At 67.3% G+C, this 25,011-nt stretch carries 25 protein-coding genes and 2 tRNA genes; 15 read left to right on the forward strand and 12 right to left on the reverse strand.

Annotation, left to right across the window (positions count from 1 at the left end; all coding sequences use genetic code 11):
- The first annotated feature begins 23 nt into the window (after positions 1 to 23).
- The 7 genes from FPZ61_RS09600 (at position 24) to FPZ61_RS09630 (ending at position 4,962) form a co-directional block, all read left to right on the forward strand.
- Complete coding sequence (locus FPZ61_RS09600) at positions 24 to 656, forward strand: DUF2808 domain-containing protein (RefSeq protein WP_185465957.1); 633 nt, start codon at positions 24 to 26, stop codon at positions 654 to 656.
- A gap of 52 nt (positions 657 to 708) precedes the next feature.
- The gene (gene rpmH / locus FPZ61_RS09605; protein ID WP_006170261.1) at positions 709 to 846 is read left to right on the forward strand and encodes a 50S ribosomal protein L34; all 138 of its coding nucleotides are present in this window, start codon (positions 709 to 711) and stop codon (positions 844 to 846) included.
- A 24-nt stretch (positions 847 to 870) separates the two neighbouring features.
- Positions 871 to 1,260 carry a ribonuclease P protein component gene (gene rnpA / locus FPZ61_RS09610; RefSeq protein WP_185465959.1) on the forward strand — a complete coding sequence of 130 codons (390 nt, stop codon included), beginning with the start codon at positions 871 to 873 and terminating at the stop codon, positions 1,258 to 1,260.
- The gene (locus FPZ61_RS09615) at positions 1,257 to 1,685 is read left to right on the forward strand and encodes a PH domain-containing protein (RefSeq protein ID WP_185465961.1); all 429 of its coding nucleotides are present in this window, start codon (positions 1,257 to 1,259) and stop codon (positions 1,683 to 1,685) included. The genes rnpA and FPZ61_RS09615 overlap by 4 nt, the downstream gene beginning before the upstream one ends.
- 120 nt (positions 1,686 to 1,805) lie before the next feature.
- Complete coding sequence (gene yidC, locus FPZ61_RS09620; RefSeq protein ID WP_185465962.1) at positions 1,806 to 2,942, forward strand: membrane protein insertase YidC; 1,137 nt, start codon at positions 1,806 to 1,808, stop codon at positions 2,940 to 2,942.
- Positions 2,943 to 2,962: 20 nt separating this feature from the next.
- The gene (locus FPZ61_RS09625) at positions 2,963 to 3,484 is read left to right on the forward strand and encodes a DUF177 domain-containing protein (RefSeq protein ID WP_255441511.1); all 522 of its coding nucleotides are present in this window, start codon (positions 2,963 to 2,965) and stop codon (positions 3,482 to 3,484) included.
- Positions 3,481 to 4,962 (forward strand): AAA family ATPase, encoded by a 1,482-nt coding sequence (locus tag FPZ61_RS09630; RefSeq protein ID WP_185465966.1) that lies wholly within the window; start codon positions 3,481 to 3,483, stop codon positions 4,960 to 4,962. The genes FPZ61_RS09625 and FPZ61_RS09630 overlap by 4 nt, the downstream gene beginning before the upstream one ends.
- A 7-nt stretch (positions 4,963 to 4,969) precedes the next feature.
- Here the strand turns inward: FPZ61_RS09630 and FPZ61_RS09635 are convergent, their stop codons facing one another.
- Both FPZ61_RS09635 and FPZ61_RS09640 read right to left on the reverse strand, forming a co-directional pair.
- A complete protein-coding gene (locus FPZ61_RS09635; protein WP_370593408.1) occupies positions 4,970 to 6,055 on the reverse strand; it encodes an acetate/propionate family kinase in 1,086 nt (361 codons plus the stop codon).
- Positions 6,056 to 6,078: 23 nt separating this feature from the next.
- Positions 6,079 to 8,466, reverse strand: a complete 2,388-nt coding sequence (locus FPZ61_RS09640) for a phosphoketolase (protein WP_185465970.1) — start codon at positions 8,464 to 8,466, stop codon at positions 6,079 to 6,081.
- Between the two features lie 383 nt (positions 8,467 to 8,849).
- Between FPZ61_RS09640 and FPZ61_RS09645 the strand changes: the two genes are divergently transcribed.
- Both FPZ61_RS09645 and FPZ61_RS09650 read left to right on the forward strand, forming a co-directional pair.
- Complete coding sequence (locus FPZ61_RS09645) at positions 8,850 to 9,008, forward strand: hypothetical protein (protein ID WP_185465972.1); 159 nt, start codon at positions 8,850 to 8,852, stop codon at positions 9,006 to 9,008.
- Positions 9,009 to 9,979: 971 nt separating this feature from the next.
- On the forward strand, positions 9,980 to 11,182 hold the full coding sequence (locus FPZ61_RS09650) for an aminotransferase class V-fold PLP-dependent enzyme (RefSeq protein ID WP_185474815.1): 1,203 nt from the start codon (positions 9,980 to 9,982) through the stop codon (positions 11,180 to 11,182).
- A gap of 4 nt (positions 11,183 to 11,186) precedes the next feature.
- Here the strand turns inward: FPZ61_RS09650 and aqpZ are convergent, their stop codons facing one another.
- The 4 genes from aqpZ to yidD form a co-directional block, all read right to left on the reverse strand.
- A complete protein-coding gene (gene aqpZ, locus FPZ61_RS09655; protein WP_185465976.1) occupies positions 11,187 to 11,909 on the reverse strand; it encodes an aquaporin Z in 723 nt (240 codons plus the stop codon).
- A 121-nt stretch (positions 11,910 to 12,030) separates the two neighbouring features.
- Positions 12,031 to 13,557 carry a UDP-N-acetylmuramoyl-L-alanyl-D-glutamate--2,6-diaminopimelate ligase gene (locus FPZ61_RS09660; protein ID WP_185465978.1) on the reverse strand — a complete coding sequence of 509 codons (1,527 nt, stop codon included), beginning with the start codon at positions 13,555 to 13,557 and terminating at the stop codon, positions 12,031 to 12,033.
- A 51-nt stretch (positions 13,558 to 13,608) separates the two neighbouring features.
- On the reverse strand, positions 13,609 to 13,914 hold the full coding sequence (locus tag FPZ61_RS09665; protein ID WP_370593409.1) for a glutaredoxin family protein: 306 nt from the start codon (positions 13,912 to 13,914) through the stop codon (positions 13,609 to 13,611).
- Complete coding sequence (gene yidD, locus FPZ61_RS09670) at positions 13,911 to 14,207, reverse strand: membrane protein insertion efficiency factor YidD (RefSeq protein WP_185465980.1); 297 nt, start codon at positions 14,205 to 14,207, stop codon at positions 13,911 to 13,913. The genes FPZ61_RS09665 and yidD overlap by 4 nt, the downstream gene beginning before the upstream one ends.
- A gap of 69 nt (positions 14,208 to 14,276) precedes the next feature.
- On the opposite strand from yidD, the gene rpsD reads away from it, so the two are divergent.
- Entirely contained in the window at positions 14,277 to 14,885 is a 609-nt protein-coding gene (rpsD, locus tag FPZ61_RS09675; RefSeq protein ID WP_185465982.1) for a 30S ribosomal protein S4, read from the forward strand.
- A 182-nt stretch (positions 14,886 to 15,067) separates the two neighbouring features.
- Here the strand turns inward: rpsD and trpC are convergent, their stop codons facing one another.
- From trpC to FPZ61_RS09700, 5 genes are all read right to left on the reverse strand, one after another.
- Positions 15,068 to 15,952: an indole-3-glycerol phosphate synthase TrpC gene (gene trpC / locus FPZ61_RS09680; protein ID WP_185465984.1), complete on the reverse strand. Its 885-nt coding sequence runs from the start codon at positions 15,950 to 15,952 to the stop codon at positions 15,068 to 15,070.
- Between the two features lie 76 nt (positions 15,953 to 16,028).
- Positions 16,029 to 17,477: a dihydrolipoyl dehydrogenase gene (gene lpdA / locus FPZ61_RS09685; protein WP_185465986.1), complete on the reverse strand. Its 1,449-nt coding sequence runs from the start codon at positions 17,475 to 17,477 to the stop codon at positions 16,029 to 16,031.
- Positions 17,474 to 18,352: an RNA methyltransferase gene (locus tag FPZ61_RS09690; RefSeq protein WP_185465988.1), complete on the reverse strand. Its 879-nt coding sequence runs from the start codon at positions 18,350 to 18,352 to the stop codon at positions 17,474 to 17,476. The genes lpdA and FPZ61_RS09690 overlap by 4 nt, the downstream gene beginning before the upstream one ends.
- Positions 18,327 to 18,575, reverse strand: a complete 249-nt coding sequence (locus FPZ61_RS09695; protein ID WP_185465990.1) for a hypothetical protein — start codon at positions 18,573 to 18,575, stop codon at positions 18,327 to 18,329. The genes FPZ61_RS09690 and FPZ61_RS09695 overlap by 26 nt, the downstream gene beginning before the upstream one ends.
- 74 nt (positions 18,576 to 18,649) lie before the next feature.
- A tRNA-Leu gene (locus tag FPZ61_RS09700) sits at positions 18,650 to 18,733 on the reverse strand.
- A gap of 185 nt (positions 18,734 to 18,918) precedes the next feature.
- Here FPZ61_RS09700 and murA point away from each other — a divergent pair.
- The 5 genes from murA to FPZ61_RS09725 all read left to right on the forward strand — a co-directional run bounded on the left by murA (position 18,919) and on the right by FPZ61_RS09725 (position 23,514).
- A complete protein-coding gene (gene murA / locus FPZ61_RS09705) occupies positions 18,919 to 20,220 on the forward strand; it encodes a UDP-N-acetylglucosamine 1-carboxyvinyltransferase (protein ID WP_185465992.1) in 1,302 nt (433 codons plus the stop codon).
- 30 nt (positions 20,221 to 20,250) lie between these two features.
- Positions 20,251 to 20,332 (forward strand) — tRNA-Leu (locus FPZ61_RS09710).
- Between the two features lie 74 nt (positions 20,333 to 20,406).
- The gene (locus tag FPZ61_RS09715; protein ID WP_185474818.1) at positions 20,407 to 21,594 is read left to right on the forward strand and encodes an aspartate aminotransferase family protein; all 1,188 of its coding nucleotides are present in this window, start codon (positions 20,407 to 20,409) and stop codon (positions 21,592 to 21,594) included.
- Between the two features lie 31 nt (positions 21,595 to 21,625).
- Positions 21,626 to 22,921, forward strand: a complete 1,296-nt coding sequence (locus FPZ61_RS09720; RefSeq protein ID WP_185465994.1) for a folylpolyglutamate synthase/dihydrofolate synthase family protein — start codon at positions 21,626 to 21,628, stop codon at positions 22,919 to 22,921.
- On the forward strand, positions 22,918 to 23,514 hold the full coding sequence (locus FPZ61_RS09725) for a pentapeptide repeat-containing protein (protein WP_185465996.1): 597 nt from the start codon (positions 22,918 to 22,920) through the stop codon (positions 23,512 to 23,514). The genes FPZ61_RS09720 and FPZ61_RS09725 overlap by 4 nt, the downstream gene beginning before the upstream one ends.
- Here the strand turns inward: FPZ61_RS09725 and FPZ61_RS09730 are convergent.
- Entirely contained in the window at positions 23,495 to 24,997 is a 1,503-nt protein-coding gene (locus tag FPZ61_RS09730; protein ID WP_185465998.1) for an FAD-binding oxidoreductase, read from the reverse strand. The genes FPZ61_RS09725 and FPZ61_RS09730 overlap by 20 nt on opposite strands.
- Between the last annotated feature and the right edge of the window lie 14 nt (positions 24,998 to 25,011).

Raw genomic sequence — 25,011 nt, forward strand, 5'->3', positions numbered from 1 at the left:
TTCCCGCCCCTTCCCTTTCCTTCATGACCCGACCGAATCTGCAACAACGGCTGCGCCGACTGAGGAGCACCTGGCCGAGCCGCGCCGGCCTGCTGATGGCTGCCGCGGGCATGGGTCTTGGAGCGGCGCTGGCCGGTGCGGGAGCCTGGATCGCTCCCACCTCTGTCCTGGCTCAGGGCACCCCCAGTCTGCTGGAGTTCCGCTGGGACAACAACAAGGACTATCGCCGGCTCTACTACTTCGTCACCGACACGTCCCGCCTGAAGCGGTCGGAGTATTACCTGATCCTGAGGCCAAAGGATCGCAAGACGGCCATGCTCAAACTCACCATTTCCGTACCCGATAACTTCGACTCAAAAATCGACCCCGATAAAGTCAAGCTCTGTGTGATGCAGGAAGGTGGGATGCTCTCGCGCACCCGTTGCAAGGAAACGATTCCTGCCGTCATCGAAGTGAATGGCAACGGCAAATCGATCGAGATCTTCCCCGAACGTCCGGTCCCAGTTGATGGCACCATCGGCGTCTACATGTCGCTGTTCAATCCCTTCAACATCGGCATGTACCAGTTCAACGCCCTCGCCCAGGCCCCTGGTGATGTGCCCTTCGGTGGCTACCTGGGCAGCTGGCTGATCCAGATCGACCCGGGGATCGACTGACCCTGGCTGTTAAGTTGATCGATCGACAACAGGCCAGCCGCCGAGACGCACCATGACCAAGCGCACCCTGGAAGGAACAAGCCGTAAGCGCAAGCGGGTGTCGGGCTTCCGCGTCCGGATGCGGTCGCACACCGGCCGCCGCGTGATCCGCACCCGCCGCCGCCGCGGTCGGGCTCGCCTGGCCGTCTGAGGCTGAAGCGACGGGGATCGCCCCATGGCCCTGCCCAGGGAACAGCGCCTGCGGGGCGAGAAGGCTTTCGATCACCTCTACCGAAAAGGCCGCCGCATTCACGGCACCTACCTGGTCCTGCGCTCCGTGGTCGGCGAGCCTTCCCTGCTGCGTCCTCCACTGGGGGATGATCAACTGCAGGGTTGCCGTTGTGCCGTGGTGGTGAGCACCAAGGTGAGCAAGCGGGCGGTGCGGCGCAACCGGCTGAGGCGCTTGGTGCACGGCTGGCTGTGCCAGCGCTGCGCCCACTGGCCCAGCAGCCCCAATGGCCTCTGGCTGCTGATCAGCCTCAAGCCCGGCTGCCTCGACGCCAGTCCCGAGGCCTTGCTGGGAGAATGTTCGGAGCTGTTCCACAAGGCAGGACTGAGTCCATGACCGTTGAGGTGACTGAGACCACGTTCTACGAAGGCGGCCCGGCCCGCGGAGATCTGCTCCTCAACCTGCTGTTCGGTCTCACCCTGATCGGCATCCCCTTCGCTGTCGGCGCCATCGTGCGGGCCCTGTGGCTGCGCTTCCGCATCACCAGTCGGCGGATCTCGGTCAGCGGTGGCTGGCTGGGACGGGATCGGACCCAGGTGGTCTACAGCCAGGTGCGTGAAGTGCGCTCGGTGCCACGGGGCTTCGGCGCCTGGGGCGACATGGTCCTGGTGCTCAACGACGGCTCCAAGCTTGAGATGCGCTCACTGCCTCGCTTCCGCGAAACCGAGGCCTACATCCTCGAGCGGATGGCCGTCAGGGGCGGTGCCAAAACAGCCGCTGACAACAAGGGATTCGCTGACCCGCAGGCGGCCAGTGCCTGACCCCCTCCTCCAGATCGCCCGCCCAGCGCATTCCGAGCGGATTCCACCGCATGGCGGACGCGCCAACCAGTTGCTCGGGCACACTGTGCCAACCCCTCACCCTTCCGCCGCCTCCCCGCTGTGATCGGTTACATCTCCGACAACCTGCTGCTTCCAATCCTCGACTTTTTCTATGGGCTGGTGCCGAGTTACGGGCTGGCGATCATCGCCCTCACCGTGGTGATCCGGCTGGCCCTGTTCCCCCTGAGCGCAGGATCCATCCGCAGCGCCCGTCGCATGCGCATCGCCCAGCCCGTGATGCAGAAGCGCCAGGCGGAAATCAAGAGCCGCTACGCCAGCAACCCCCAGAAGCAACAGGAGGAGCTGGGCAAGCTGATGAAGGAATTCGGCAGCCCCCTCTCCGGTTGTCTCCCTCTGCTGGTGCAGATGCCGATCCTCTTCGCCCTGTTCGCCACCCTGCGCGGCTCACCCTTCGCCGATGTGCCCTACACCCTCAATCTGAAGGTGTTGCCGGCCGACCAGATCGCCGCGGTGGAGATCAAACCCTTCAACAGCGCCAGCCATTCGATCTTCATCACCGAGACCAGCCACGTGCCGGTGATCGCCAGCCTCGAGGCCGGCACCAAGCTGGGGATCGGAGACAAAGTCCAGGTCAACCTGCACACCAAGGACGGGCAGCCCTTCGCCAACGCGCTCGAGGGTGTCGAGGACGGAGCCAAGTTTGTTCCGGCCTGGAGTGTGAGCAAGGGTGAAGGGGTGGTGCGCGTCAGCGAGTCAGGGCTGATCGAGGCCCTGGCCCCTGGTGACGCCACCGTGGAGGCCACCGTGCCTGGCCTGGCCGCCCGCAGCGGGTTCCTGTTCATCAAGGCTCTGGGCCAGGTGGGCTTCTACACCGATGGGGCCGTCAACTGGGACATCGCCATCCTGGTGGGAGCCTTCGGCGCCAGCCTGTTCATCTCCCAGATTCTCTCGGGAGCTGGCATGCCGCCGAACCCGCAGCAGTCGACGGCCAACAAGATCACCCCGGTGATGATCACCGGCATGTTCCTGTTCTTCCCCCTGCCTGCAGGTGTGCTGCTCTACATGGTGGTGGCCAACATCTTCCAGGCCCTGCAGACGTTCCTGCTCAGCCGGGAAGCTCTGCCTGAAAACCTCCAGGACATCCTCGATCAGCAGCTCACCCAGCAGACCGTTGCAGTGGCCGCAAGCAGTGGTGGTGGGGAGCGCCTCCCCTTCGAGCCCAAGGCCAAGAAGTGATGAGGCGGCGTCCCTCGCCGTTGCCTGAACCATCCCGGCTGCGGCCTGTGCCGCTTCAGGAACTCCGCGCGCAGCAGGCCCCCCGGCTGTGGAGCGTCGATCAGCGGCTCGAGGATCTCGAGAGCCTCACTCCGGTGCGGGGCTGGCTGAGCGCCCGCCATGCCGACCCCGTGCTGGAGGTGGAGGGGGAGGCCGAAACCGTTGTCACCCTCTGCTGCGACCGCTGCCTGAGCAACTACAACCACGCTCTCCGCTTCAGCGGGGAGGAGCGGCTCTGGCTGGGCGAGGCCGATCAGCTGGGGGATGACGCCGCCAGTGACGAACTGATCGAGAGCCTGGACCCCCGCGGAACTTTCGATCCAGCCCGCTGGCTGTTCGAGCAACTCAGCCTGCAGTTGCCCCTGCAGAACCGCTGTGGCCCCGATTGCCCCGGTCCGGCCATGCCGCCAGATCCCACTGAGCCTGAGGGCTCAGCCTCCAGCGGGCCCAGCGCGGCGGAGGCCATCGATCCTCGCTGGTCGGCCCTGCGCCAATGGCGATGAGTGAGTCGTGGGCTGACCAGCTTGATCTGCTGATCCGGGCCCGGGCACCGATCCTCTGGATCCGCAGCCCCGAAGAGGAACGCATCGCCGCACTGCTGCAACGCGCCGCCCAGCGCCTTGGCCAGCGCACACTCCTGCGTTGGGATTTCGTCGAGGGGCTCCAGGGTCTTCCGAACCGCGAGGGCGAGGCCAGCCGCAATCCGATGGGAGCGCTGGAGGCGATCGAGAGCCTGCCCCCGGATCAGGCGGCGATCCTGCTGCTGCTCGATTTCCACCGCTACTGCGACGACCCCGGCATCGGCCGCCGGCTGCGCAACCTGGCCGCCAGCCTGCGCCAGAAACCCCGCACGCTGGTGATCACCGCTCCGGAGTGGCAGGTGCCTCGGGAACTGGAGGAGTGCCTGACCATCCTCGACCTTCCCCTCCCCAATGCCGGTGAGATCCGCTCCCTGCTCGAGAGCATCGGCCAGGCCTGCGGCCACCCCCTCAGCTCCGATGTGCTCGAGCAGCTCACCCACTGCTGCAGTGGCCTCAGCGAACAGCGCATCCGCCAGGTGGCAGCGCGCGCCCTGGCCAGGCGCGGCCAGCTGGGGGAACCGGACCTGGCGGAGGTACTGGAGGAGAAACGCCAGGCCATCGCCCGCAGTGAACTGCTGGAGTACTGCCCCACCGAAGCCAGCCCCGCTGACATCGGCGGCCTGGAGGCGCTCAAGCAGTGGCTGGAGCAGCGGCGGCAGGCCTTCAGCGACGAAGCCGCTGCCTATGGCCTGCCCTTGCCCCGGGGGGTGCTGCTGGTGGGCCCCCAGGGCACAGGAAAATCACTGACGGCCAAGGCCATTGCCCACAGCTGGGCCATGCCCCTCCTGCGCCTGGATGTGGGGCGGCTGTTCGCGGGGCTGGTGGGCGCCAGCGAAGCCCGCACCCGCGACATGATCCGCAGAGCCGAGGCCATGGCCCCCTGCGTGCTCTGGATTGACGAGATCGACAAGGGCTTCGGTGGCGACAGCCGCAGCGACGGAGGCACCAGCCAGCGGGTGCTCGCCAGCCTGCTCACCTGGATGGCGGAGAAGCGCTCGGCCGTGTTCGTGGTGGCCACCGCCAACGGGGTGGAGAGCCTGCCGCCTGAGCTGGTGCGCAAGGGGCGCTTCGATGAGATCTTTCTGCTCGATCTGCCCGATGCCTCCGAACGACGCACCATTCTCGATCTGCAGTTGCGCCGCCGCCGCCCCGATCACAGGATTCCCCTGGATGTGCTGGTGGATCGCACCGCGGGCTTCTCCGGCGCCGAACTGGAGCAGACCGTGGTGGAGGCCATGCACCTGGCCTTTGCGAGGCATCGCGAGTTCGGCGAGGCTGACCTGATAGCGGCCGCCAGTGACCTCGTCCCCCTCTCGCGCACGGCCCGCGAGCAGCTGGAGGCCCTGAAGCAGTGGGCCAGCAGCGGCCGGGCCCGTCCCGCCTCTCGCCCGCTGCGCTGAGGGGCGCTCAGAGAATCGCCTCGCCTGCAGCCTTGTGGGCCGCAAGGCAGCGGCGGGCGATCAGCCCTTCCTCATCCGCCGGCACCCGCACCAGCTCGAAGGTCCCGAGCCAGCCCAGGGAGACCTCCAGATCCAGGCGCAGAGCTTCATCGTGCTCGCCGATGCCGCCGGTCAGGGCGATCACATCCACACCCCCGAGATTCGCCGCCATCGCTCCGATGCCCTCCAGCAGGCTGTGGCGGAACACGGCGATGGCCAGGCGCGCGCCGTCATGACCGGCCGCTGCCGCCTGGCGCAGCTGGCGCATGTCGGCACTGAGGCCTGAGAGCCCCAGCAGACCGCTCTCCCCCTGCAGCCCTGCCTCCACCTGCTCGGGCGTCAGACCCTCCCGCAGCAGATGCAGGAGGAGCCCCGGGTCGATCGAGCCGCTGCGCGTGGCCATCACCAGGCCCTCCAGTGGCGTGTAGCCCATGGTGGTGGCCACACTGCGGCCGCCTTTGATCGCACAGAGGGAGCAGCCGGCACCGAGATGGCAGCTGATCAGGCGCAACGGTCCGGTCGGCTTGCCCGGGGCAGCCGCCCAGCGACGGCTGATGGTTTCACTCACATGCTCGTGGTTGAGACCATGGAAACCGAAGCGGCGCAGTCCCCTGGCCCTCCAGGCCAGGGGCAGGGCATAGGTCCTGGCCTCCGGCGGCAGGGTGCGGTGAAACCCTGTGTCGAAACAGGCCCACTGAGGGAGCTGGGGCCGCCAGTGACTCAGCCAGCGCATCAGGGTCAGGGCCGGACCGTTGTGCAGCGGCGCCAGGCTGATCAGATCCTCGAGGGTGTCGAGCACCGCGGGAGTCAAGGGTGTGGGAGTGGTGAAGTGTTCGCCGCCATGGACAACCCGGTGGGCCGCCAGCAGCGGATCCCCATCCCACGCGCGCCAGGCGGCGGGCAACCAGGAGTCGAGCACCGGCTCCATGGCTCCGGAGGACGGCTGCCAGCTGCGCTGTTCCCTCCACAGGCAGCGGCCATCAGCAGCAAACAGCCCCGCCTTGAGGGTGGAACTGCCCGCATTCAGCACCAGCACCGACCCTGCAGTGGACACGGGGGAAGCCAGAGGGTCCATTCCTAGAGCGGGCTGGGCAACGACCAGCGCCACTCGGTCACATCAGGGGAATCCATCCCGTGGGTGTGGGCGTAGTTGCGGTGGACGAGGATCGCCTCCTTCATTCGCTCCTTGACGTGGGCGGCGCGGGAGCCGAGGCCTGGCACCCGGTCGATCACATCGATCACCAGGTTGAAGCGATCGATCTGGTTGTTCATCGCCAGCTCCAGCGGTGTGTTGATGTTGCCTTTCTCCTTGTAGCCGCGCACGTGGATGTTGTGGTGGTTGGTGCGGCGGTAGGTGAGCCGGTGAATCAGCCAGGGATAGCCGTGGAAATTGAAGATCACAGGCTTGTCGGTGGTGAACAGGCTGTCGAAATCCCGATCCGAGAGACCATGGGGATGCTCGCTCGGCTGGGTCAGAGCAAACAGCTTGACCACATTGAGCACACGGATTTTGAGCTGGGGAATCTCCCTCCGCAGGATCTCCACCGCCGCCAGAACTTCCTTGGTGGGGATATCACCGGCACAGGCCATCACCACATCAGGGTCATCTGCCTCGGTGCCGCAGTCGTCGTTGCTGGCCCAGTCCCAGAGGCCGATGCCCTTGGCCACATGGCTGCGGGCCTCCTCGAGGGTGAGGTACTGGAGATGCTTCTGCTTGTCGGAAACGATGATGTTGCATACATTCGTTTCCACCATGGCCTCCTCAGCCACCGCCAGCAGGCAGTTGGCGTCGGCCGGCAGGTAGACCCTCACCACCTCACCGCTCTTGTTGCCGGCGAGGTCGATGAAGCCGGGGTCCTGGTGGGTGAAGCCGTTGTGATCCTGCCGCCAGACGGTGGAGGAGATCAGGCAGTTCCAGGGCGCGATCGGCGCGCGCCAGGTGGCATGCAGGTTGCAGGATTCCAACCACTTGGCGTGCTGGTTGAACATCGAGGCGATCACGTGGGCGAAGGCCTCGTAGGTGTGGAAGAAGCCGTAGCGACCGGTAAGCAGATAACCCTCCATCATTCCCACCAGGGTGTGCTCGGAGAGCATCTCCACCACCCGGCCTTCGCGGGCCAGTTCGCTGCCATTGAGGTCTTCAGGGAGGAACTCCTCCATCCAGACCTTCTTGCTGACCTCATAGATGGCCTGCAGCCGGTTGGAGGCGGTTTCATCGGGGCCGAACACCCGCAGGGAGTCGGGATTGCGCACGATGGTGTCGCGCAGCAGAGCGCCCAGGGGTGCGGTGTTCTCGTGCTCACTCTGGCCTGGCCGCTCGACATGAACGGCATGGGCCTCGATCGGCGCCATCCGGAGGCTTCGGCGCAGGCTGCCCCCATTGGCGTGGGGGCTGGAGCCCATCCGTCGCAAGCCCGTTGGAGAGAGGGCCTGCAACTCGGGCCTGAGGGTGCCCCCGGCGTCGAAAAGCTCCTCCGGGCGGTAGCTGCGCAGCCAGGCCTCGAGCATGGTCAGTTGCTGGGGATCCTTGTTCGGTGCCGGCAGGGGCACCTGGTGGGCCCGCCAGAAGTTCTCCAGCTTCTTGCCGTTCAGCTCCTTGGGACCGGTCCAGCCCTTGGGGGAGCGCAGCACGATCATCGGCCAGGCCGGCCGCACGGCCTCACCGCTTTCCCTGCACTCCCGGCGCACCCGCTGGATGGCACTGACCGCCTGGTCCATGGCCTCGGCCATGGCGCGGTGCATCGCCATCGGCTCGCTCCCCTCCACCAGGATCGGATCCCAGCCGTAGCCGCGCATCAGGTTCACCAGCTCCTCGGAGGGGATACGAGCCAGCAAGGTGGGGTTGGCGATCTTGTAGCCGTTGAGATGCAGCACCGGCAGCACCGCACCGTCGCTGATCGGATTGAGGAACTTGTTGATGTGCCAGGAGGTGGCCAGGGGGCCGGTTTCGGCCTCGCCATCGCCCACGCAGGCCAGGGCGATCAGTTCGGGATTGTCGAAGACAGCGCCGCAGGCATGGGAGAGCACGTAGCCGAGCTCGCCGCCCTCATGGATCGAGCCCGGGGTTTCCGGGGTGCAGTGGGAGCCGATGTGGCCGGGGAAGGAGAACTGCTTGAAAAAGCGCTGCATCCCGCCGGCGTCCTGCGACTTGTCGGGATACACCTCGCTGTAGCTGCCATCGAGGTAGGTGGGGCCGAGTACGCCGGGAGCTCCATGCCCAGGCCCTGAGAGGTAGATCATCTCGAGGTCGTGCTGTCGGATCACCCGATTGGCATGGGCCCAGATGAAGGCCTGTCCAGGACTGGATCCCCAGTGCCCCAGCAGACGGGCCTTGATGTGTTCGGGACGGAGCGGCTCCGCCAGCAATGGATTCTCTCGCAGGTAGATCATCCCCACCGCCAGGTAGTTGGCAGCTCGCCACCACGCGTCAAGGAGATGGAGATCCAGCTCTCGGTCACCAGCCATGGGTCCTGGTCCTTGCCGTTCCCCTAGACGGTCTCACGTTGGTGGAGCTCTGCCAACGGCGCGTGTAGCCCTCCTGACAGCGCCGTCGTTGCAGCACGATCGCACCGATTTTCTCTGGAAACCCTGCGGTGGAAACCAAGCCAGCCTCCAAGGCTCAGTCGCGCCTCGCCCCACAAAAGGTCGTCACTCCCAGCCGAAGCGCAGCAGGGCCGAGCGGAAAGCCGGAGGTGGGCTCTCTGACGGCCTGATCGCAACGGGCCCACCGCTGGAGCCGGGAGGGTGTCGCCCTGTAACGAACCCCAACCCCCCGTAACGAAACCCCAGAGACCTTCAGATCCGCGCAAAAAGGCTCCCTACGGTGCGCCTCAGTCGTCCCCTCCCCTGTGGATCGCCCCTCCGCCGCCACCCAGATCGTCGTCGCCTGCCTCGGGGCCGGCGTTGTCACCAGCTTTGCGGTGGCCCAGGGACAGAACCCCCTCACCGCCCTCGGCATCACCCTCTTCTCGGCCGTGGCAGCGGTGATGGTGGGCCAGGTGCTCTGACAGGCACAGATTTCGTCACAGCACCAAGCATTCAATAGCCCGCTCGGAACTCCGGGCGGGCTTCACAGTGGGATGGGGCAAACCATCCTCCCGGCCTGCTGAGGCCATCGCCGTTGGTGTCGAGTTGCTTAAGCCGCTCCGTGAGGAGTCAGTCAGCCCCAGACCCGTCGATGGAAAACATCGTGGCAATCGCTGCAACCCGTTTCCATCCGCTCCTGACGAATCTGCAATAACGAATCTGCAATCTGGAGTGGCCATTTTCGGCCCATGAACCGACCACAGAGGCAAGCGTGAGAATCGCAGCAGTCCACCGATTCAGAAACAGTTCATTCGCGCAGAATCTGTTCAGCCAGGCAGGCGGCCTGCGCCAGGGACTACTCCCCTATGGTAAAGGATCTCCGCAGGTTGATCATGCGGCTCCCCAGAGCTCGATGTCTGAACTTGCTGTTTAGTCTCATGGTCAGCATCCTTCTGCTTGGGTCGATGGATCTCAGCTTCGGTCAACAGATTGAGGGAGGAGCCCCATTCTTAAATGACTCCGGCTCATCAACTTTGCCTCCAGAAAGCACGGAGGAACTGCAGGAATCAATGCCGGAGTTGCAGCTCTTTCCACCTCAGAACCCTTCCCAGGCTCTGCCTTCTCTCGGTGAAGACCTTGGGTCTCCTTAGCTCTGAGAACAAGACCCCTCGGCCTCTGCTTCGTGCAGGGTGCTTGATCCACGCTCAGCTGTTCAGGACTCTCACACTCAAGGACATCATTGTGTTCACTGCGGCAAGACAATGCGGGCGCGGAAGATGCCCAGAGCGACTGGCGCAACGACATCAACGCAGAACTTCTGCTGCGGCAGTTGATCAGCCAGATGGGACCCCTGGCAGTGAGCTGACTGATCACGCGTCCTGTTCCGGCTGCGATGCTTTCAGCCCATCACCTCCGACCTGTGACGAGCGACCACAATCCAGCCCGGCAGGCCATGACCCCAGCGCAGTTGCGGGATCTGATGCCCGCCCTGGCCAACAAGACCTACTTCAACTACGGCGGCCAGGGGCCGCTCCCCACACCATCCCTTGAGGCGATCACCGCCAGCTGGCGGCGCATCCAGGAGCTGGGTCCCTTCACCGGCGACATCTGGCCCTGGCTGGAGCGGGAGGTGGGCAGCCTTCGCGGAACCCTGGCCGCGCTCTGCGGCGTGCCCCCCCAGCGGCTGGCCCTCACTGAGAACGTCACCAGCGGCTGCGTGCTGCCGCTCTGGGGCCTGCCCTGGCAGGCGGGCGATCAACTGCTGATCAGCGACGCCGAACATCCGGGGGTGGTGGCCGCCTGCCGGGAGCTGGCGCGCCGCGAAGGGCTCACGATTGCCGCCCTGGCGGTGAAGGATCTTCGCCACGGCCCTGAAGCCACCGCAACGGCCGTGCTCCAGTCGCTGGAGGCGGGCCTCACGCCCCGCACCCGCCTCGTGGTGCTCTCGCACCTGCTCTGGAACACCGGTCAGCTGATGCCGATCAAGGCCGTGGCCCAGCGGCTGGGCGAGCACCCACGCCATCCGTGGTTGCTGGTGGATGCGGCCCAGTCGGTGGGAAGCCTGGCGCTGGCGGAAGCCGGAGCGGGGGGCGCGGCCGCGCTGGCCGACATCTATGCCTTCACCGGCCACAAGTGGTGCTGCGGGCCGGAGGGGCTGGGGGGCGTGGCCCTCTCCGAACGGATGCTGACGGACTCCCAACCCACCATGGGCGGCTGGAGAAGCCTGGCCAGCGAAACCGACGGGGCCAGTGCCTGGCATGGCGATGCCCGCCGCTTCGAGGTGGCCACCTCCTGCGCCCCCCTGCTGGCGGGGTTGCGCACCTCCCTCGAGCTGCTGGAAGCTGTGGCTCCCGCACCGCAGCGGCTGGAGCTGATTCAGCAACGCAGCCACAGCCTCTGGCGGGGCCTCCGCCGCCTGCCGGGCATCCGCCCCCTGCTGGAGGAGCCCCCGCCGGCGGGGCTGGTGAGCTTCGTGGTGGACGGGATGGAACCGGGGGATCTGGTTCGCCGGCTGGGGCAGCAGGGGATCTGGCTGCGCACCCTCGACGACCCCCATTGCCTGCGGGCCTGCACCCACATCACCACCAGTGAGCAGGACCTGGAGAGGTTGCTGGAGGTCCTTGCCGAGCTCACCGCACCCTGCCGGGAGAGCTGATCACTCAGTCGCTGGGACCTTCCAGAAGGTGACGCTGAACCCAGCCAGCCAGCAGGGCACCGGCGATCGGAGCCAGCCAGAACAGCCAGAGCTGACCCACGGCATCGCCACCCACCCAGAAGGCCACGCCGGTGCTGCGCGCCGGATTCACCGAGGTGTTGGTGACAGGGATGCTGATCAGGTGGATCAGCGCCAGGCTCAGGCCGATCGGCACGCCGGCCAGGTCCTTGATCGCATCTTTGTGGGTCGCGCCCAGGATCACCAGGAGGAAGATGAAGGTGAGCACCACCTCGATGATCAGCGCCGGCAGCAGGCCATACCCCCCGGGGGAGTGGGCACCGAAGCCATTGGTGGCCAGGGGGTTGCTGCCGGTGAGTTCGAAGCCGGGCCGGCCGCTGGCGATGCCGAGCAGCAGACCACCGGCGATCAGACCGCCCAGCACCTGGGCGCCGATGTAAGGGAGCAGCTGCGAGCCCGGATGGCGACCGCCGGCCCAGAGGCCGAAGGTGACGGCCGGATTGATATGGCAACCGGAGATGTGGCCGATGGCGTAGGCCATGGTCAGCACGGTGAGGCCGAAGGCCAGCGAGACCCCGAGGAAACCGAGACCGAGGGGATTGGCTCCGGCCTGGTCATAGGGGAAGGCGGCGGCGAGAACGGCACTGCCGCAGCCACCGAACACCAGCCAGAACGTACCGATCAACTCGGCGAGGAATTTCCTCGACATGGGCACGGGAGAAGACATGGAACGGTGGGTTGATGAACCGGACGGGGCAAACGTACTGGCCCGGGGGCGTTCCGGCAGCGTGTTCCCTCAGACATCAACGTCCCTGTCACTGCAGCCCGGCTCAGCCCACCCTTGAGCGAAGGGCCTTTTCCGCCTCCTCACGGTCATCGAAGTGGATCTTGGTGGTGCCGAGGATCTGGTAGTCCTCGTGGCCCTTGCCGGCGATCAGAAGGAGATCACTGGGGTTGGCCGCAGCAACGGCCGCGGCGATCGCTTTGGCCCGGTCCGCCTCCACCATCAGGTCGGTGCCGGCCGGAATGCCGGCCACCACGTCGTCGAGAATGCGCTGGGGATCTTCGGTGCGGGGGTTGTCGGAGGTCACCACCACCCGGTCCGCCAGGCGCGCGGCGATCGCGGCCATCTGGGGACGCTTGCCCCGGTCGCGGTCACCGCCGCAGCCGAACACGCAGACCAGCTGGCCCTCGGCAAAGGGACGGCAGGCCGCCAGGGCATTTTCAAGACCATCGGGGGTGTGGGCATAGTCGACCAAGACCGCCGGGAGGTCAGCCGTCTGGGGCAGCACCACCCGCTCCATCCGGCCGGGCACACCCCGGAAACTGGGGATCGCCTCCAGCAACTTCTCGAGGGGCAGGCCCTGCTGCTGCAGCACCCCTACAGCCTGAAGCAGGTTCATCAGGTTGAAGCGGCCCACCAGGGGGGATCGGAACGCTCCGCGCCCCAGGGGTGTGATCAGCGTGCCGCTCACCCCATCGGGGGCGAAGACCAGATCCTCCAGCCGCAGCTCGGCCGGGGCTGAGGCCTCCGATCCGGAATCCGCCGCGGCCAGGGAACTGCGCCAGAGCCTCTCCCCCAGCGGCTCCGCGAGGCGCTCGGCCAGCCGCGCCCCCCAGGGGTCGTCCACGTTCACCACAGCCGTGCCATCGAGCCGCTCAGGGGAGAACAGCCCGGCCTTGGCCTCGAAGTAGGCCTCCATCGAGGGGTGGTAGTCGAGGTGGTCCTGGGTGAGGTTGGTGAACACCGCTCCGGCGAAGTGGCAGCCAGCCACCCGTCGCTGATCGAGGGCGTGGGAGCTCACCTCCATCGCCGCCAGCCGGGCACCGGCCGCCACCGCCTTGGCCAGCTGCTCCTGCAGCACATCGGCAAAGGCAGTGGTGTGCGACGCCGTGACGCTGTGCCCCGGCCAGCGGTTGGTCAGCGTGCCGAACAGCGCCGTGGGCTGGCCGCAGCCGGCGCTCAGATGCTCGATCAGGAAGGTGGTGGTGGTCTTGCCGTTGGTGCCCGTGACTCCGATCAGCCCCAGGCAACGGCTGGGCTCCTGCCAGAACGAGGCCGCCAGGCGACCGGCCCATTCCGCCAGTGGTTCCTCCAGCACCAGCACCGGATCAGCCTGCCCAGGGGGACACTGGGCCGCAGCCGCGGGCCCGATCACCGCCGCCGCGGCTCCCCGCTCCAGGGCCATGGGCCAGAAGGTCCCCCCATCCACCTGCCCGCCGGGCATCCCGATGAACAGGGTGCCGGCGGCAATGTGGCGGGAATCACAGCTCAGGCCGGTGACAACGGCATCGGCCAGCTGGGCGGGGACCGCCACAGCGCAGTCCTGCAGAAGGGAATGGAGCAGCTGGGACATGGAGGAGGTCAGCTCCAGGAACGGGAGCCGGCGCTATGGAGTTGGGCAGTTTTAAGTGCTCTGAGGCGGGGCGGGCAGCTCCGCCAGACACTTCCGCAGCCAGCGCTGCAGACGATCACCCGCCAGCCGCGGCGCGACCCGGGGCAACAGCCGCGGTTGTCCATCCCGCAGCACCGCCAGCAGAGGCACCTCCAGCCCGTAGCGGGCCTGGAGCTCCGGATCGTGATCCACATTCACCACATCCAGTGGCGGAGGGGGCACCAGCGCCCGGAGACGCTCCTCGAGCCCCTCGCAGAGACAGCAGCCATCGCGGCTGTAGAGCAGCAGAGCCGGCAGGGGGGGCACAGGACTGTTCACTCGGGCACCGGATCGCAACCGCAGGGGGTGAAGGGGTGGCAGCGCAGCAGGCGCCTGAGGGTGAGCCAGCCACCTCGCCAGGGGCCATGGCGCTGGATCGCCTCGAGGCCATAGGCGCTGCAGCTGGGAATGAAGCGGCAGCGGGGACCCAGCAGCGGCGAGAGCCAGCTGCGATAGGCGGCGATCAGAGCGAGCAGGGCCAGCTGGAGGGCGCGGCTGAGGCTGGAGAAGCCAACGGATAGGATCGACAACTGGCGTTGCACCACCGGATGCCTGGAGGATGCCTCCAGCATGCTCCCCGGAAGGACCGGCCCACGGCCGCCCTGAGCTTCGTTCCAGCCCCGTCCTTTGTTGTTGTCTGCATGTCTCGCTACCGCGGTCCTCGCCTGAGGGTGACGCGGCGCTTGGGAGACCTCCCCGGTCTCACCCGTAAGTCCGCCAAGCGGTCTTATCCACCCGGTCAGCACGGCCAAGCCCGTCGCAAGCGCTCCGAATACGCCATCCGCCTCGAAGAAAAGCAGAAGCTTCGCTTCAATTACGGCATCTCCGAGCGCCAGCTCGTGCGCTACGTGAAGAAAGCGCGCGCCCAGGAGGGTTCCACCGGAACCAACCTGCTGAAGCTGCTGGAGAACCGCCTCGACAACATCTGCTTCCGCCTCGGTTTCGGCCCCACGGTGCCCGGCGCCCGCCAGCTGGTGAACCACGGCCACATCACCGTCAATGGCCGCGTGGTCGATGTGCCCAGCTACCAGTGCCGCCCCGGCGATGTGATTGTCGTGCGGGAACGCAAGGCCAGCCGTCAGCTGGCTGAAGGAAACCTGGAGTTTCCAGGTCTGGCCAACATCCCCCCCAACCTCGAACTCGACAAGAACAAGCTCACCGCCAAGGTGACCGGTCGGATCGAGCGCGAATGGGTGGCCCTCGAGATCAACGAACTGCTGGTGGTGGAGTTCTACAGCCGCAAGGTCTGAGTTCACGCCTTCCCCAGGCGATGGGCCAGGCCCGGCCTCAAGCCTCCCCCGAATGGCTTCCCCCCGCATCGAGCCTCCACCCAGCGTGCAGGCCCCATGCGGGGGCTTTTTCGTGGCCGGTGTCACCGGATCGCCCGTTCAACGGCACCGGGCTTCGCCGAAGGAGGTGCACCCACCTGGGCTCAGGCTCCGATCAGAGCCTCCAGGGCTGCCGTCACGTCGGCCTGGCGCATCAGTGCCTCACCCACCAGCACCGCATCGGCGCCTGCACCCATCACCCGGTCGAGATCATCCCGGCTGGTCAGCCCCGATTCGCTCACAAGCAGCGCTCCCCGCTCCCGCAGGCGCTGGCCGTAGCGGGCCATCAGCGCCTCGGTGGTGGCCAGATCGGTGTGGAAGCTGGTCAGATCGCGGTTGTTGATCCCGATCAGATCCACACCCGCCAGCGCCAGAGCCCGCTCCATCTCGGGGGCGTCATGCACCTCCAGCAACACCGCCAGCCCCAGGGCGTGGGCCACCTTGAGCAGGTAGATGAGGTCCTGGTCGGAGAGGATCGCGGCGATCAGCAGGGCGGCATCAGCCCCTGCGGCGCGGGCCTGATAGAGCTGGTAAGGGGTGAGGATGAAGTCCTTGCAGAGCAGGGGAATGTCCACGGCCTGCCGCACCTCCACCAACACCTCGAAGCCCCCCTGGAAGAAGGCCTTGTCGGTCAGCACCGACAGGCAGCTCGCCCCTCCGGCCTGGTAGCCGCGGGCGATGGCCACGGGGTCGAAGGCTTCTCGGATCACGCCCTTGCTCGGGCTGGCCTTCTTCACCTCGGCGATCACAGCCGGTTTGCGGCAGCTGGCACGCAGGGCGGCCACGAAGTCTCGGCAGGGGGGAAGATCGGCCACCTGCCGCTTGAGCTTCTCGAGGGGCACACGCTCGCGCGAGGCTGTCACCTCCCGGTCCTTCTCCCAGACGATCTCCTCGAGGATGTGGCGCGGGGCCGCCTCCTCATGGGGGATGCCGTATTGCAGGTGGGCCACCCGCACGGGGGGATTGGGCGGGCGACGACGGATCTCCAAGGACTGGCGAAAGCGGAAGCGGGACTTCGATCGTAGGAGCGCTGAGCCCGCCCCTTCCGACGGTGACGTTCTCTCCTCAGGCCAGGGCCCCGGCCGCCTGCTTGTAGGCCACTTCCACCACTTCACTCAGGGTGGGGTGGGTGTGCACCTCGCTGGCCAGCTCACGCACGCTCTGGCGGCGGGCCACGGCATTGGCGATCTCCTGGATCAGGTCGGCGGCATGCAGACCGTAGATGTGGGCGCCCAGCACCTCACCGCTGGAGCGGTTGAACAAGAGTTTCATCAGGCCGTCGCTTTCCAGTTCCGCCAGCGCCTTGGAGTTGGCTTTGAAGTAGCTGCGCACGAGACCCAGCTCAAAGCCCTCGGCGGCAGCCTGCTCCCTGGCCTCAGCTTCGCTCAGCCCCACCGAGCTGATCTCGGGGTGGGTGAAGGTGGCCGCCGGAATCGAGCGGTAATCGATCAGGCGCTGATGGCCCAGGATGTTATCCACGGCCACGCCCCCCTGGGCGGCGGCAGTGTGAGCCAGCATCATCTTTCCGGTCACATCGCCCACAGCCCAGAGGTGCGGCACCGGGTTGCCATCCACCAGCACGCGCATGGCCTCATCCACCGGAATGAAGCCGCGGTTGGTGGTCACACCGACGCTCTGGAGATTGAGATCCCTGCTCACGGGCACCCGGCCGGTGGCGACCAGCACCGCATCCACCTCCAGGGTCTCCACCGGCTCCCGAGTGGCCATCTCCACCAGCTCGATCCGCACCGGTGATCCCGGGGTCACCGTCTTGGCCAGCACCCCGGAGCGGGCATCGATGTCGCGGCCGTCGATCAACTTGCGGGCTGCGATCTTGGCGATGTCGGGATCGAAGGTGGGCATCACCCGATCGAGCGCTTCGATCATCGTGACCTCACAGCCGAGGGCCGTGTAGACGTCGGCGAATTCCAGGCCGATGTACCCACTGCCGATGATCGCGATCCAACGGGGCAGCCACTCGAGGCTGATGGCCTCGTCGCTGGTGAAGACCGTGCGGCCGTCGGTTTCGATCCCGGGGGGCACGAAGGGATCGGAGCCTGTGGCGAGGATCACATCCCGGGCGGAATACACCCGCTCGATGCCGCCAGCTTCCCGCACCGCCACCCGCTGGGATCCCTCCAGCCGGCCCTTGCCCCGCAGGATCGTGGCGCCCGCGCGCTCCAGCGTCTTGGTGAGGTTGGTGCGGATCGTGGTCACCAGCTGGTTGGCGTGGTCGGCGATCTTCTGGCGCTCGAAGCGCACCGGAGCCGCATGGATGCCGAAGCCCCTCAGGTGCTCAGCATCTGCCAGCTCCCGCACCCGGCCGCTGGCGGCCAGCAGGGCCTTGGAGGGCACGCAGCCACGGTTGACGCAGGTGCCGCCCATGTCGCGCGATTCCACGATCGCCGTGCGCAGGCCATGGTCGGCAGCATGCTTGGCGGCGTCGAAGCCGCCATAACCGGCACCGATCACGATCAGATCGAAATCAAAGTTGGCTGCACTGGCGTCGCTCACCTGGGCTGCTGCGGTTGTTGTCCCGCATTCTCCCCCGTCAGCTGACGCCAGCGCTCCAGCAGCAGCGGCGCCGCGGCCACCGCCACATTCAGGGATTCCACCGCCCCGCTGTGGGGGATGGTGACCTGATGGCTGCTGGCCGCCAGCAACTCCGGGGCCAGCCCGGAGCCCTCGTTGCCGAGCAGCAGCACCGTGGGGCGGGTCCAGTCGAACTGCCAGTAGGGCATCCCGCCGGCCACCACCGAGGCCACCACCTGGGCACCCGCCGAGCGGGCGGCTTCCAGGTGAGGCAGCAACTGCTCGAGCCGGCGGCAGGGCAGCGCCAGGGCAGCGCCGGCGGAGGCACGCAGCACCTTGGGCTGCCAGGGATCAGCCCCCTCCGCCAGCCAGAGCTCCTCCACGCCCGCCGCCAGGGCGGTGCGCATCAAGGTGCCGAGGTTGCCGGGGTCCTGGAGGCGATCGAGCGCGAGCACGAAATCGCAGCGAGGGCGGGGCGTCGGCTCCGGCCACGGCAACGTGAGCACCACCCCATCAGGGTGGGCGGTGGTGGCCACCGCCTCCAGCACCGGCCCTGAGACGGGCTGCAGCACCGCCAGAGCCCCCGGATGGGCCACCAGCAGTGGCCGGTGGCGCTCGATCCAGCTGGGACTGGCCAGCAGTTGCCGGGGCTGCAGGCCCAGACGCAGGGCTTCTTCAAGCAGATGGGTTCCCTCCAGCAGCAGCAGCCCCTGGTCCCGGCGGCCACGGGGCTGTTGCAGGGCGCGAAAGCGTGCCACCAGGGGATTGCGGCGGCTGGTGATCAGGCCTGGAGCCGGCGAGAGCGGGGCCTCAACGGACGCTCCGCTGGGCTCAGAACGTCTGTCGGCGGCGCACATGCATCGGATCCTTGATCAGAACACCGGACTCCTCCAGATCGATGCCGCGTATCGAGGCCACCTCTCCCTCGATGCCCTCACTGCTGAGGTTCTCCACCAGACGACCCATCACGATGTCTTCGATGGTGGATTCATCCATGCCATCGGGGGTAAGACTCTCGAGAAACTTGCCAATTTTCTTGGCGACGACCTCAGAGGAGTTCGTGATCTTGATGACAATCATTGGTGAGGCGCCACCACGGTTGAGAGCACTGCCCCGGCAAGGGGCGTGAAGGGAGGGCGTGGGCTAAAGAAAAATGCGGATGGGGAGACTTGAACTCCCACGACATTGCTGCCACTAGTACCTGAAACTAGCGCGTCTACCAATTCCGCCACATCCGCTGGCGTGCCGCCGAAGCGACCGTGGAACCTTAAATCACGGAGGGGCGCACCGACCAGCGCAAGACCCCTGCAGAGGCAACGGTCGGGCAGACTTGCTACCAACCATGACAGTTCCTCGGGCGGACGCCTAGACGGTCGCCGGCTTGGTTGTCAAGATTCCGGGACCAAAAGTCGGACCGAACGCCATGACCCTGACCGTCGCTCCGACACCCACCGCCGTGCTCGCTCCTCAGCTGGAGATCAGTGGTGGCCGTCGGTTGTCCGGCGAAGTTCGGGTCAGTGGGGCCAAGAATTCCGCCCTGGTGCTGATGGCGGCCTGCCTGCTCAGCCGCGACACCCTTCGCCTGAGCAACGTCCCCCCCCTCACCGACATCGCCGCGATGGGCGAGATCCTCGCCGCCCTCGGTGTGCAGGTCCGCCGAGGGCTCGACTGGGTGGAGCTCGACGCCAGCCACCTGAGCCAGTCGACTCCTCCCTACGAGCTGGTCAACAGCCTCAGGGCCAGCTTCTTCTGCATCGGCCCCCTGTTGGCACGCATGGGCATCGCCAAGGTGCCTCTGCCCGGTGGCTGCCAGATCGGCTCACGGCCGGTCAGTGAGCATGTCAAGGGCCTCAAGACCCTCGGAGCCCAGGTCAGCATCGAGCATGGAGTGGTCTCGGCGGCGGTGCCGGGCCGCAGTCAGCGTCTCAGCGGCGGTCGCATTCACCTGGAATGCCCGAGTGTCGGCGCTACCGAAACCCTGATGATGGCCGCCGCCCTGGCCGAGAGTGAAACGGTGATCGAGAACGCTGCCCTTGAGCCTGAGGTGGTGGATCTGGCCGGCCTCCTCAATGCCATGGGGGGGAGGGTCCGCGGTGCTGGCACCCCCACAATCGTGATTGATGGCGTGGATCGCCTGCACGGGGCCGATTACGCCGTGATCCCTGACCGCATCGAAGCCGGCACCTTCCTGCTGGCTGCCGCCATCACCCGCTCGGCCCTGAGGGTCACCCCTGTGATTCCCGATCATCTCGGCGCCGTGCTCACCAAACTGGTTGATGCCGGCTGCGAGCTGATTCCCGACGGCGAGGGCATGACGCTGCGCGCCGAGCACATCCACGCTGTCGACCTGCGCACCCAACCCTTCCCAGGCTTTCCCACCGACCTGCAGGCCCCGTTCATGAGCGTGCTGGCCACGGCCCGGGGCACCAGCATGGTGGTGGAAAACATCTTCGAAAACCGTCTGCAGCACGTGGCTGAACTCCAACGGATGGGCGCCGACATCCGCATGCAGGGGAACACCGCCCTGGTGGAGGGAGTGGCCAGCCTCAGCGGTGCTCCTGTGCAGGGCACCGACCTCCGTGCCTCGGCGGCGATGGTTCTGGCGGGACTGGCCGCCGATGGCATCACCAACGTCCGCGGTCTGGAGTTCCTCGACCGTGGTTACGCCGATTTCGAAGGCAAGCTCAACCGCGTCGGCGCTTCGATCCGGCGCGTCGAGCCCTGAAAGCTCCTCCCCACGTAAAGTCGCGGTCGCGGGAGCGTGCCGGAATTGGTAGACGGACTCGACTCAAAATCGAGCGCCCTCGGGCATGTGGGTTCAAGTCCCACCGCTCCCATCAACCTGGCTCACCCCAGTCTGTCAGCCCTGAAATCCCAACCGCCCGTGGCACCCAGCTCAGCCTCGGCGGTGATGGACACCTACGCCCGGCTCCCTCTCGAGCTGGTCAGGGGCCGCGGGGTGTGGGTGTGGGATCAGCAGGGTCGGCGATATCTCGATTGCGTGGCCGGCATCGCCACCTGCACTCTCGGCCATAGTGATCGGGTCATGCGCCTGGCCCTGGGCAGGCAGTTGAGGCGCCTGCAGCATGTTTCCAATCTCTATCGGATTCCTGAGCAGGAGGAACTGGCCCGCTGGATCGTGGGGCGCAGCTGCGCCGATCGGGTCTTCTTCTGCAATTCCGGCGCCGAAGCCAACGAAGCGGCCATCAAGCTGGCCCGCAAGCATGGCCACCAGGTGCGGGGGATCGAGCGCCCGCTGATCCTCACCGCTCAGGCCAGTTTCCATGGCCGTACCCTCGCGGCGGTGAGCGCCACCGGCCAGCCCAAGTACCACCAGGGCTTCGAGCCGATGGTGGAAGGGTTCCACTTCTTCCCTTACAACGACACCGCCGCTTTCGAAGCCCTGCTGAGTCGCAGCGAGGCCGACGGTCCCCGGGTGGCGGCCGTGATCCTGGAGCCCCTCCAGGGGGAGGGGGGCGTCAATCCTGGAGATCCGGCCTTCTTCCAGCGGGTGCGCCAGCTGTGCGATCAACACAGCATCCTGCTGATCTTCGACGAGGTCCAGATCGGAATGGGCCGCAGCGGCTGCCTCTGGGGCTACGAGAAGCTGGGCGTCGAGCCCGATGCCTTCACCACAGCCAAGGGACTGGGCGGAGGCTTCCCGATCGGGGCCCTGGCGGTGAAGCAGGCCTTCGATCATTTCCGTCCAGGCGACCACGCCAGCACCTTCGGGGGCAACCCCCTGGCCTGCCGCGCCGCCCTCACCGTGGCCCAGGAACTGGAGCGGCGTCTGCTGGTGCCCCACGTGCAGCGCATGGGCGAGCTGCTGCAACAGCTGCTCGCGGAGCTGGTGAGCCGCCACCCCCAGTTGCTCGAAGGAGTACGCGGCTGGGGGCTGCTCCAGGGACTGGTGCTGCGCCCGGAGGCTCCCACCGCCCCCCAGATCGTGCAGTCAGCCATTGAAGTGGGCTTGCGGGTGGTGCCCGCCGGTCCAAGGGTGGTACGGCTGGTACCGCCCCTGGTGATTCAGCCCCGCCAGTTGCGGCAGGCGGTGGCGCTGCTGGAGCAAGCCCTGCTGGCGATCAGCGCGGGCACCTGAATCGAGGCGGCCACTGACTGCCTTCAATCCGGTGCCAGCCATCGATACGTTCGCCGACCTGATCGAGCCCTTCAGCCGCCGCGGTGTGGACCTGGGCCTGGAGAGGATGCGCAGCGCCCTGGCGGAGCTGGGCCATCCCGAGCGCCGCTTCCCGGCCGTGCAGGTGGCGGGCACCAATGGCAAGGGATCGATCTGCACCCTGGTGCACGCAGCCCTGCTGGCCAGTGGCCTGCGCGCCGGGCTCTACACCTCTCCCCACCTGGTGAGCTGGTGCGAGCGGATCCAGCTGGGGGACGGACCGATCGACGCCCAGGAGCTGCGCCGGCTGCTGAGCGACCTGCAGCCCCTGGCCCGGCGCCACGATCTCACCCCCTTCGAGCTGGTGACCCTGGCGGCCTTCCAGGCCTTCGCCGAGGCAGGCCTCGATCTGGTGGTGCTGGAGGTGGGCCTGGGGGGACGACTGGATGCCACCACCGTCCATCCCGAGCGCCAGGTGCTGGGATTCGCCGCGATCGGCATGGACCACTCCGAAGTGCTCGGCTCCACCATCGCGGCCATCGCCGCCGAGAAAGCGGGGATCTTCACCCCGGGCAGCCTGGCGGTGAGTGGACCCCAGCAACCGGAAGCCGCGGCGGTGCTGCACCAGCGCGCCCTGGAAAGCTGCAGCGACTTGCACTGGGTGGAACCCCTGGCCATGGCCGAAGGGGATCTGGTGGCAGGCCAGCTGCGCTGGCGCAGCGGCCTGCCCGGCCTGGTGCAGCGGCACAACGCCGCGGTGGCTCTCGGCCTGGTGCGTGCCCTGCGCCAGCGGGGCTGGAGGATCCCCGATCAGGCCATCGTTGAGGGTTTTGAGCGGGCCCGCTGGCCGGCGCGGCTGCAACGGGTGCGCTGGCAGGGACAGCCCCTGCTGCTGGATGGGGCCCACAACCTGCCGGCCGCGGAAGCCTTGCGGCAGGAACTGGATCAGGGCGGTGCCGCTCAAGGCGGACGGTGCTGGCTGCTGGGGGTTCTGGCAAACAAACCAGCGCCTGAGATGCTCCGGGCCCTGCTGGCTGCAAGCGATCGGGCCTGGCTGGTGCCAGTGCCGGAGCACCCTTGCTGGTCGCTCGAGCCGCTGCTGGAGGCGGCACCCGAGCTGACGGGCCGTCTGAGAGCGAGCCCCTCTGTGGCTGAGGGCCTTGCGGCCGCAACCACCGGCGCTGGAGGCCAGACGGTGGTCGTGGCTGGATCGCTCTATCTGATCGGGGCCCTGATCAGATCGGGCACGTTGCAGGATCCGCAGCGATCCGGGGGAGAGTGGAGAGAGAACCCCACGGCAGCGCCATGACCCCCGCCACGCGCTCGAACCAGCCCCATGGGGCGGACCACCGGCGCGGCTGGCCCGGGGTCCTGCCCTTGCTGGTGGCGCTGGGGCTGCTGGTCACCGCGCTGCTGGCAGGACCCTGGAGCCCCCCCGCCCTGGCCCTCGACACCAGCACAGGAGTGGGATTACAGGATCGCGCCCTGTTCCAGGACCGGGTCGATTTCACCCTCACCAACCAGGACGGCAAGGATTTCAGCGGACAGCAGCTGGCCAACACCTCCTTCGCCGGAGTGATGGCCCGTGATGCCGATTTCAGTGGGGCCGACCTCCACGGATCGATCCTCACCCAGGCCGCCTTCCTGCGCTCCGATTTCAGTGGCGCCGACCTCTCCGATGCCCTGATGGACCGGGCCGACTTCAGCGGCACCAACCTGAGCGGAGCCCTGCTGAGGGGCGTGATCGCGGCTGGCAGCAGCTTCAGTGGTGCCGTGATCGATGGCGCCGACTTCAGCGACGCCCTGCTTGATCGCTCCGATCAGCGTGCACTCTGTCTGCGGGCCAAGGGGACCCATCCGCTCACGGGGGTGAGCACCCGCCTCAGCCTCGACTGCGCGTAGGCCGCCCGCTCCAACCCCGCAACTTGCCGGGATTGAGCAGGCCGGCCGGGTCGTAGGCCCGCTTGGCCGCCACCTGGTCCGCGTCGATCACCCCCAGACCCCCGTCCTCCACCGTGAACACGTGGGGGTTGAACAGGAAGGCCCCCAGCTGCCGCGCCTGCTCCATCAGCTCCAGCAGTGCCTCGGTGCCGCGCCAGCGCACCAGGGGGAGAGCAGCCAGCCGCTGGCTGCCCTGCTGACGCACGGCCTCAAGGTGCCAGAGCAGATCATCCCCCCAGCGCTGCTTGAGGGCTTCGAGCGCCGGGGCCTCCGGCTGGGGGAGGAGCATCTGCAGATAGGTCCAGCTGGGGTCGTGGGCCCGCATGTGCAGGGTGGTGTGGTTCCAGCAGAGTTCCCGCAGTGGCAGGCCGCGGCTCCCCTGCTCCGGCGCGCTCCAGACCAGCCGTCCCCCCATGGAATCCAGCAGCGTCTCCAGGGGTGGCAGAGCGTCGGGTGCCGCCAGCAGCAGCAGACGATGCCCCTCGGCCTGGGGACAGACGGCAGGCACCGGGTCTGAACCACCCTGCTGAGGCTGACCGTGTCCCCCTGGGCAGGGCAGACGTCGCGCCACGGCCTCCTCCAGCAGGCAGAGGCTGTTCAGGAGCAGAGCCGTGGTGGGCAGGGTACGGATCGCCGCCAGTGCCGCCGTCCAGCTGCTGAAGTCGACCACCAGCTGGTGCCAGGGCACCGCAGCGGCCGTGGCCACGGTCACGGCCGTGAGGATGCCGTTGCTGCCGTAGGAATGGTTGAGAGGAGCGCTGGCCCTGGCATCGAGCTGCAGCAGCCGGGGCTCCGGCTCCATCGTCACCACCTCAAGTCCGAGAAGATGGCCGGGGTCCCGCAGAAAGCCCCAGCGCACCGAGCCGATGCCGCCGGATCCGCCGGCGATGAAGCCCCCCAGGCTGGCGCTGCGACGGGTGCTGGGGGTGAGTCGCAGTTCCCGCCCATGGAGAGCCAGCTGCTGGTCCAGGTCGGCCAGGAGGCAACCCGCCTCGGCGGTCAGCACTCCGCTGACGGGATCCACCTGCCGCACCCGATCGAGGCCGCTCAGGTCGAGCACCATCCCCCCGGCGAGGGGGACGCACTGGCCGTAGTTGCCGGTGCCGCTTCCCCGCACCGTCAGCGGCACCCCATGGCGGGCGCAGGCTCCCGCCACCCGTCGCACCTGCTCAAGGCTGCTGGCCTTGACCACCAGCTGGGCCAGCTTGTCGCGCAGCAGAGGCGTCAGCACGGGGGAGTAGGTGAAGAAATCCCGAGAGAGTCGCTCCAGTTCAGGGCCCGGGAGAACCAGGCTCAGGCCTTCACCGGCTGTCGACTCGGCCAACTCGCTGAGCTCAGTCACCAGCGCCTTCAGCTGGGCATCCGTGGGGGCCGCGGGCAGATCCCCGGGCAGCTGGGTGGCGACGGCCTGAGCAGGGGTCCCCAGGGCTGGATCAAGCGGCACAGCGGTGGTTGTGA

The sequence above is a fragment of the Synechococcus sp. BSA11S genome, from assembly GCF_014224355.1.
In the GTDB taxonomy this organism is placed as follows: Bacteria; Cyanobacteriota; Cyanobacteriia; order PCC-6307; family Cyanobiaceae; genus Regnicoccus_A.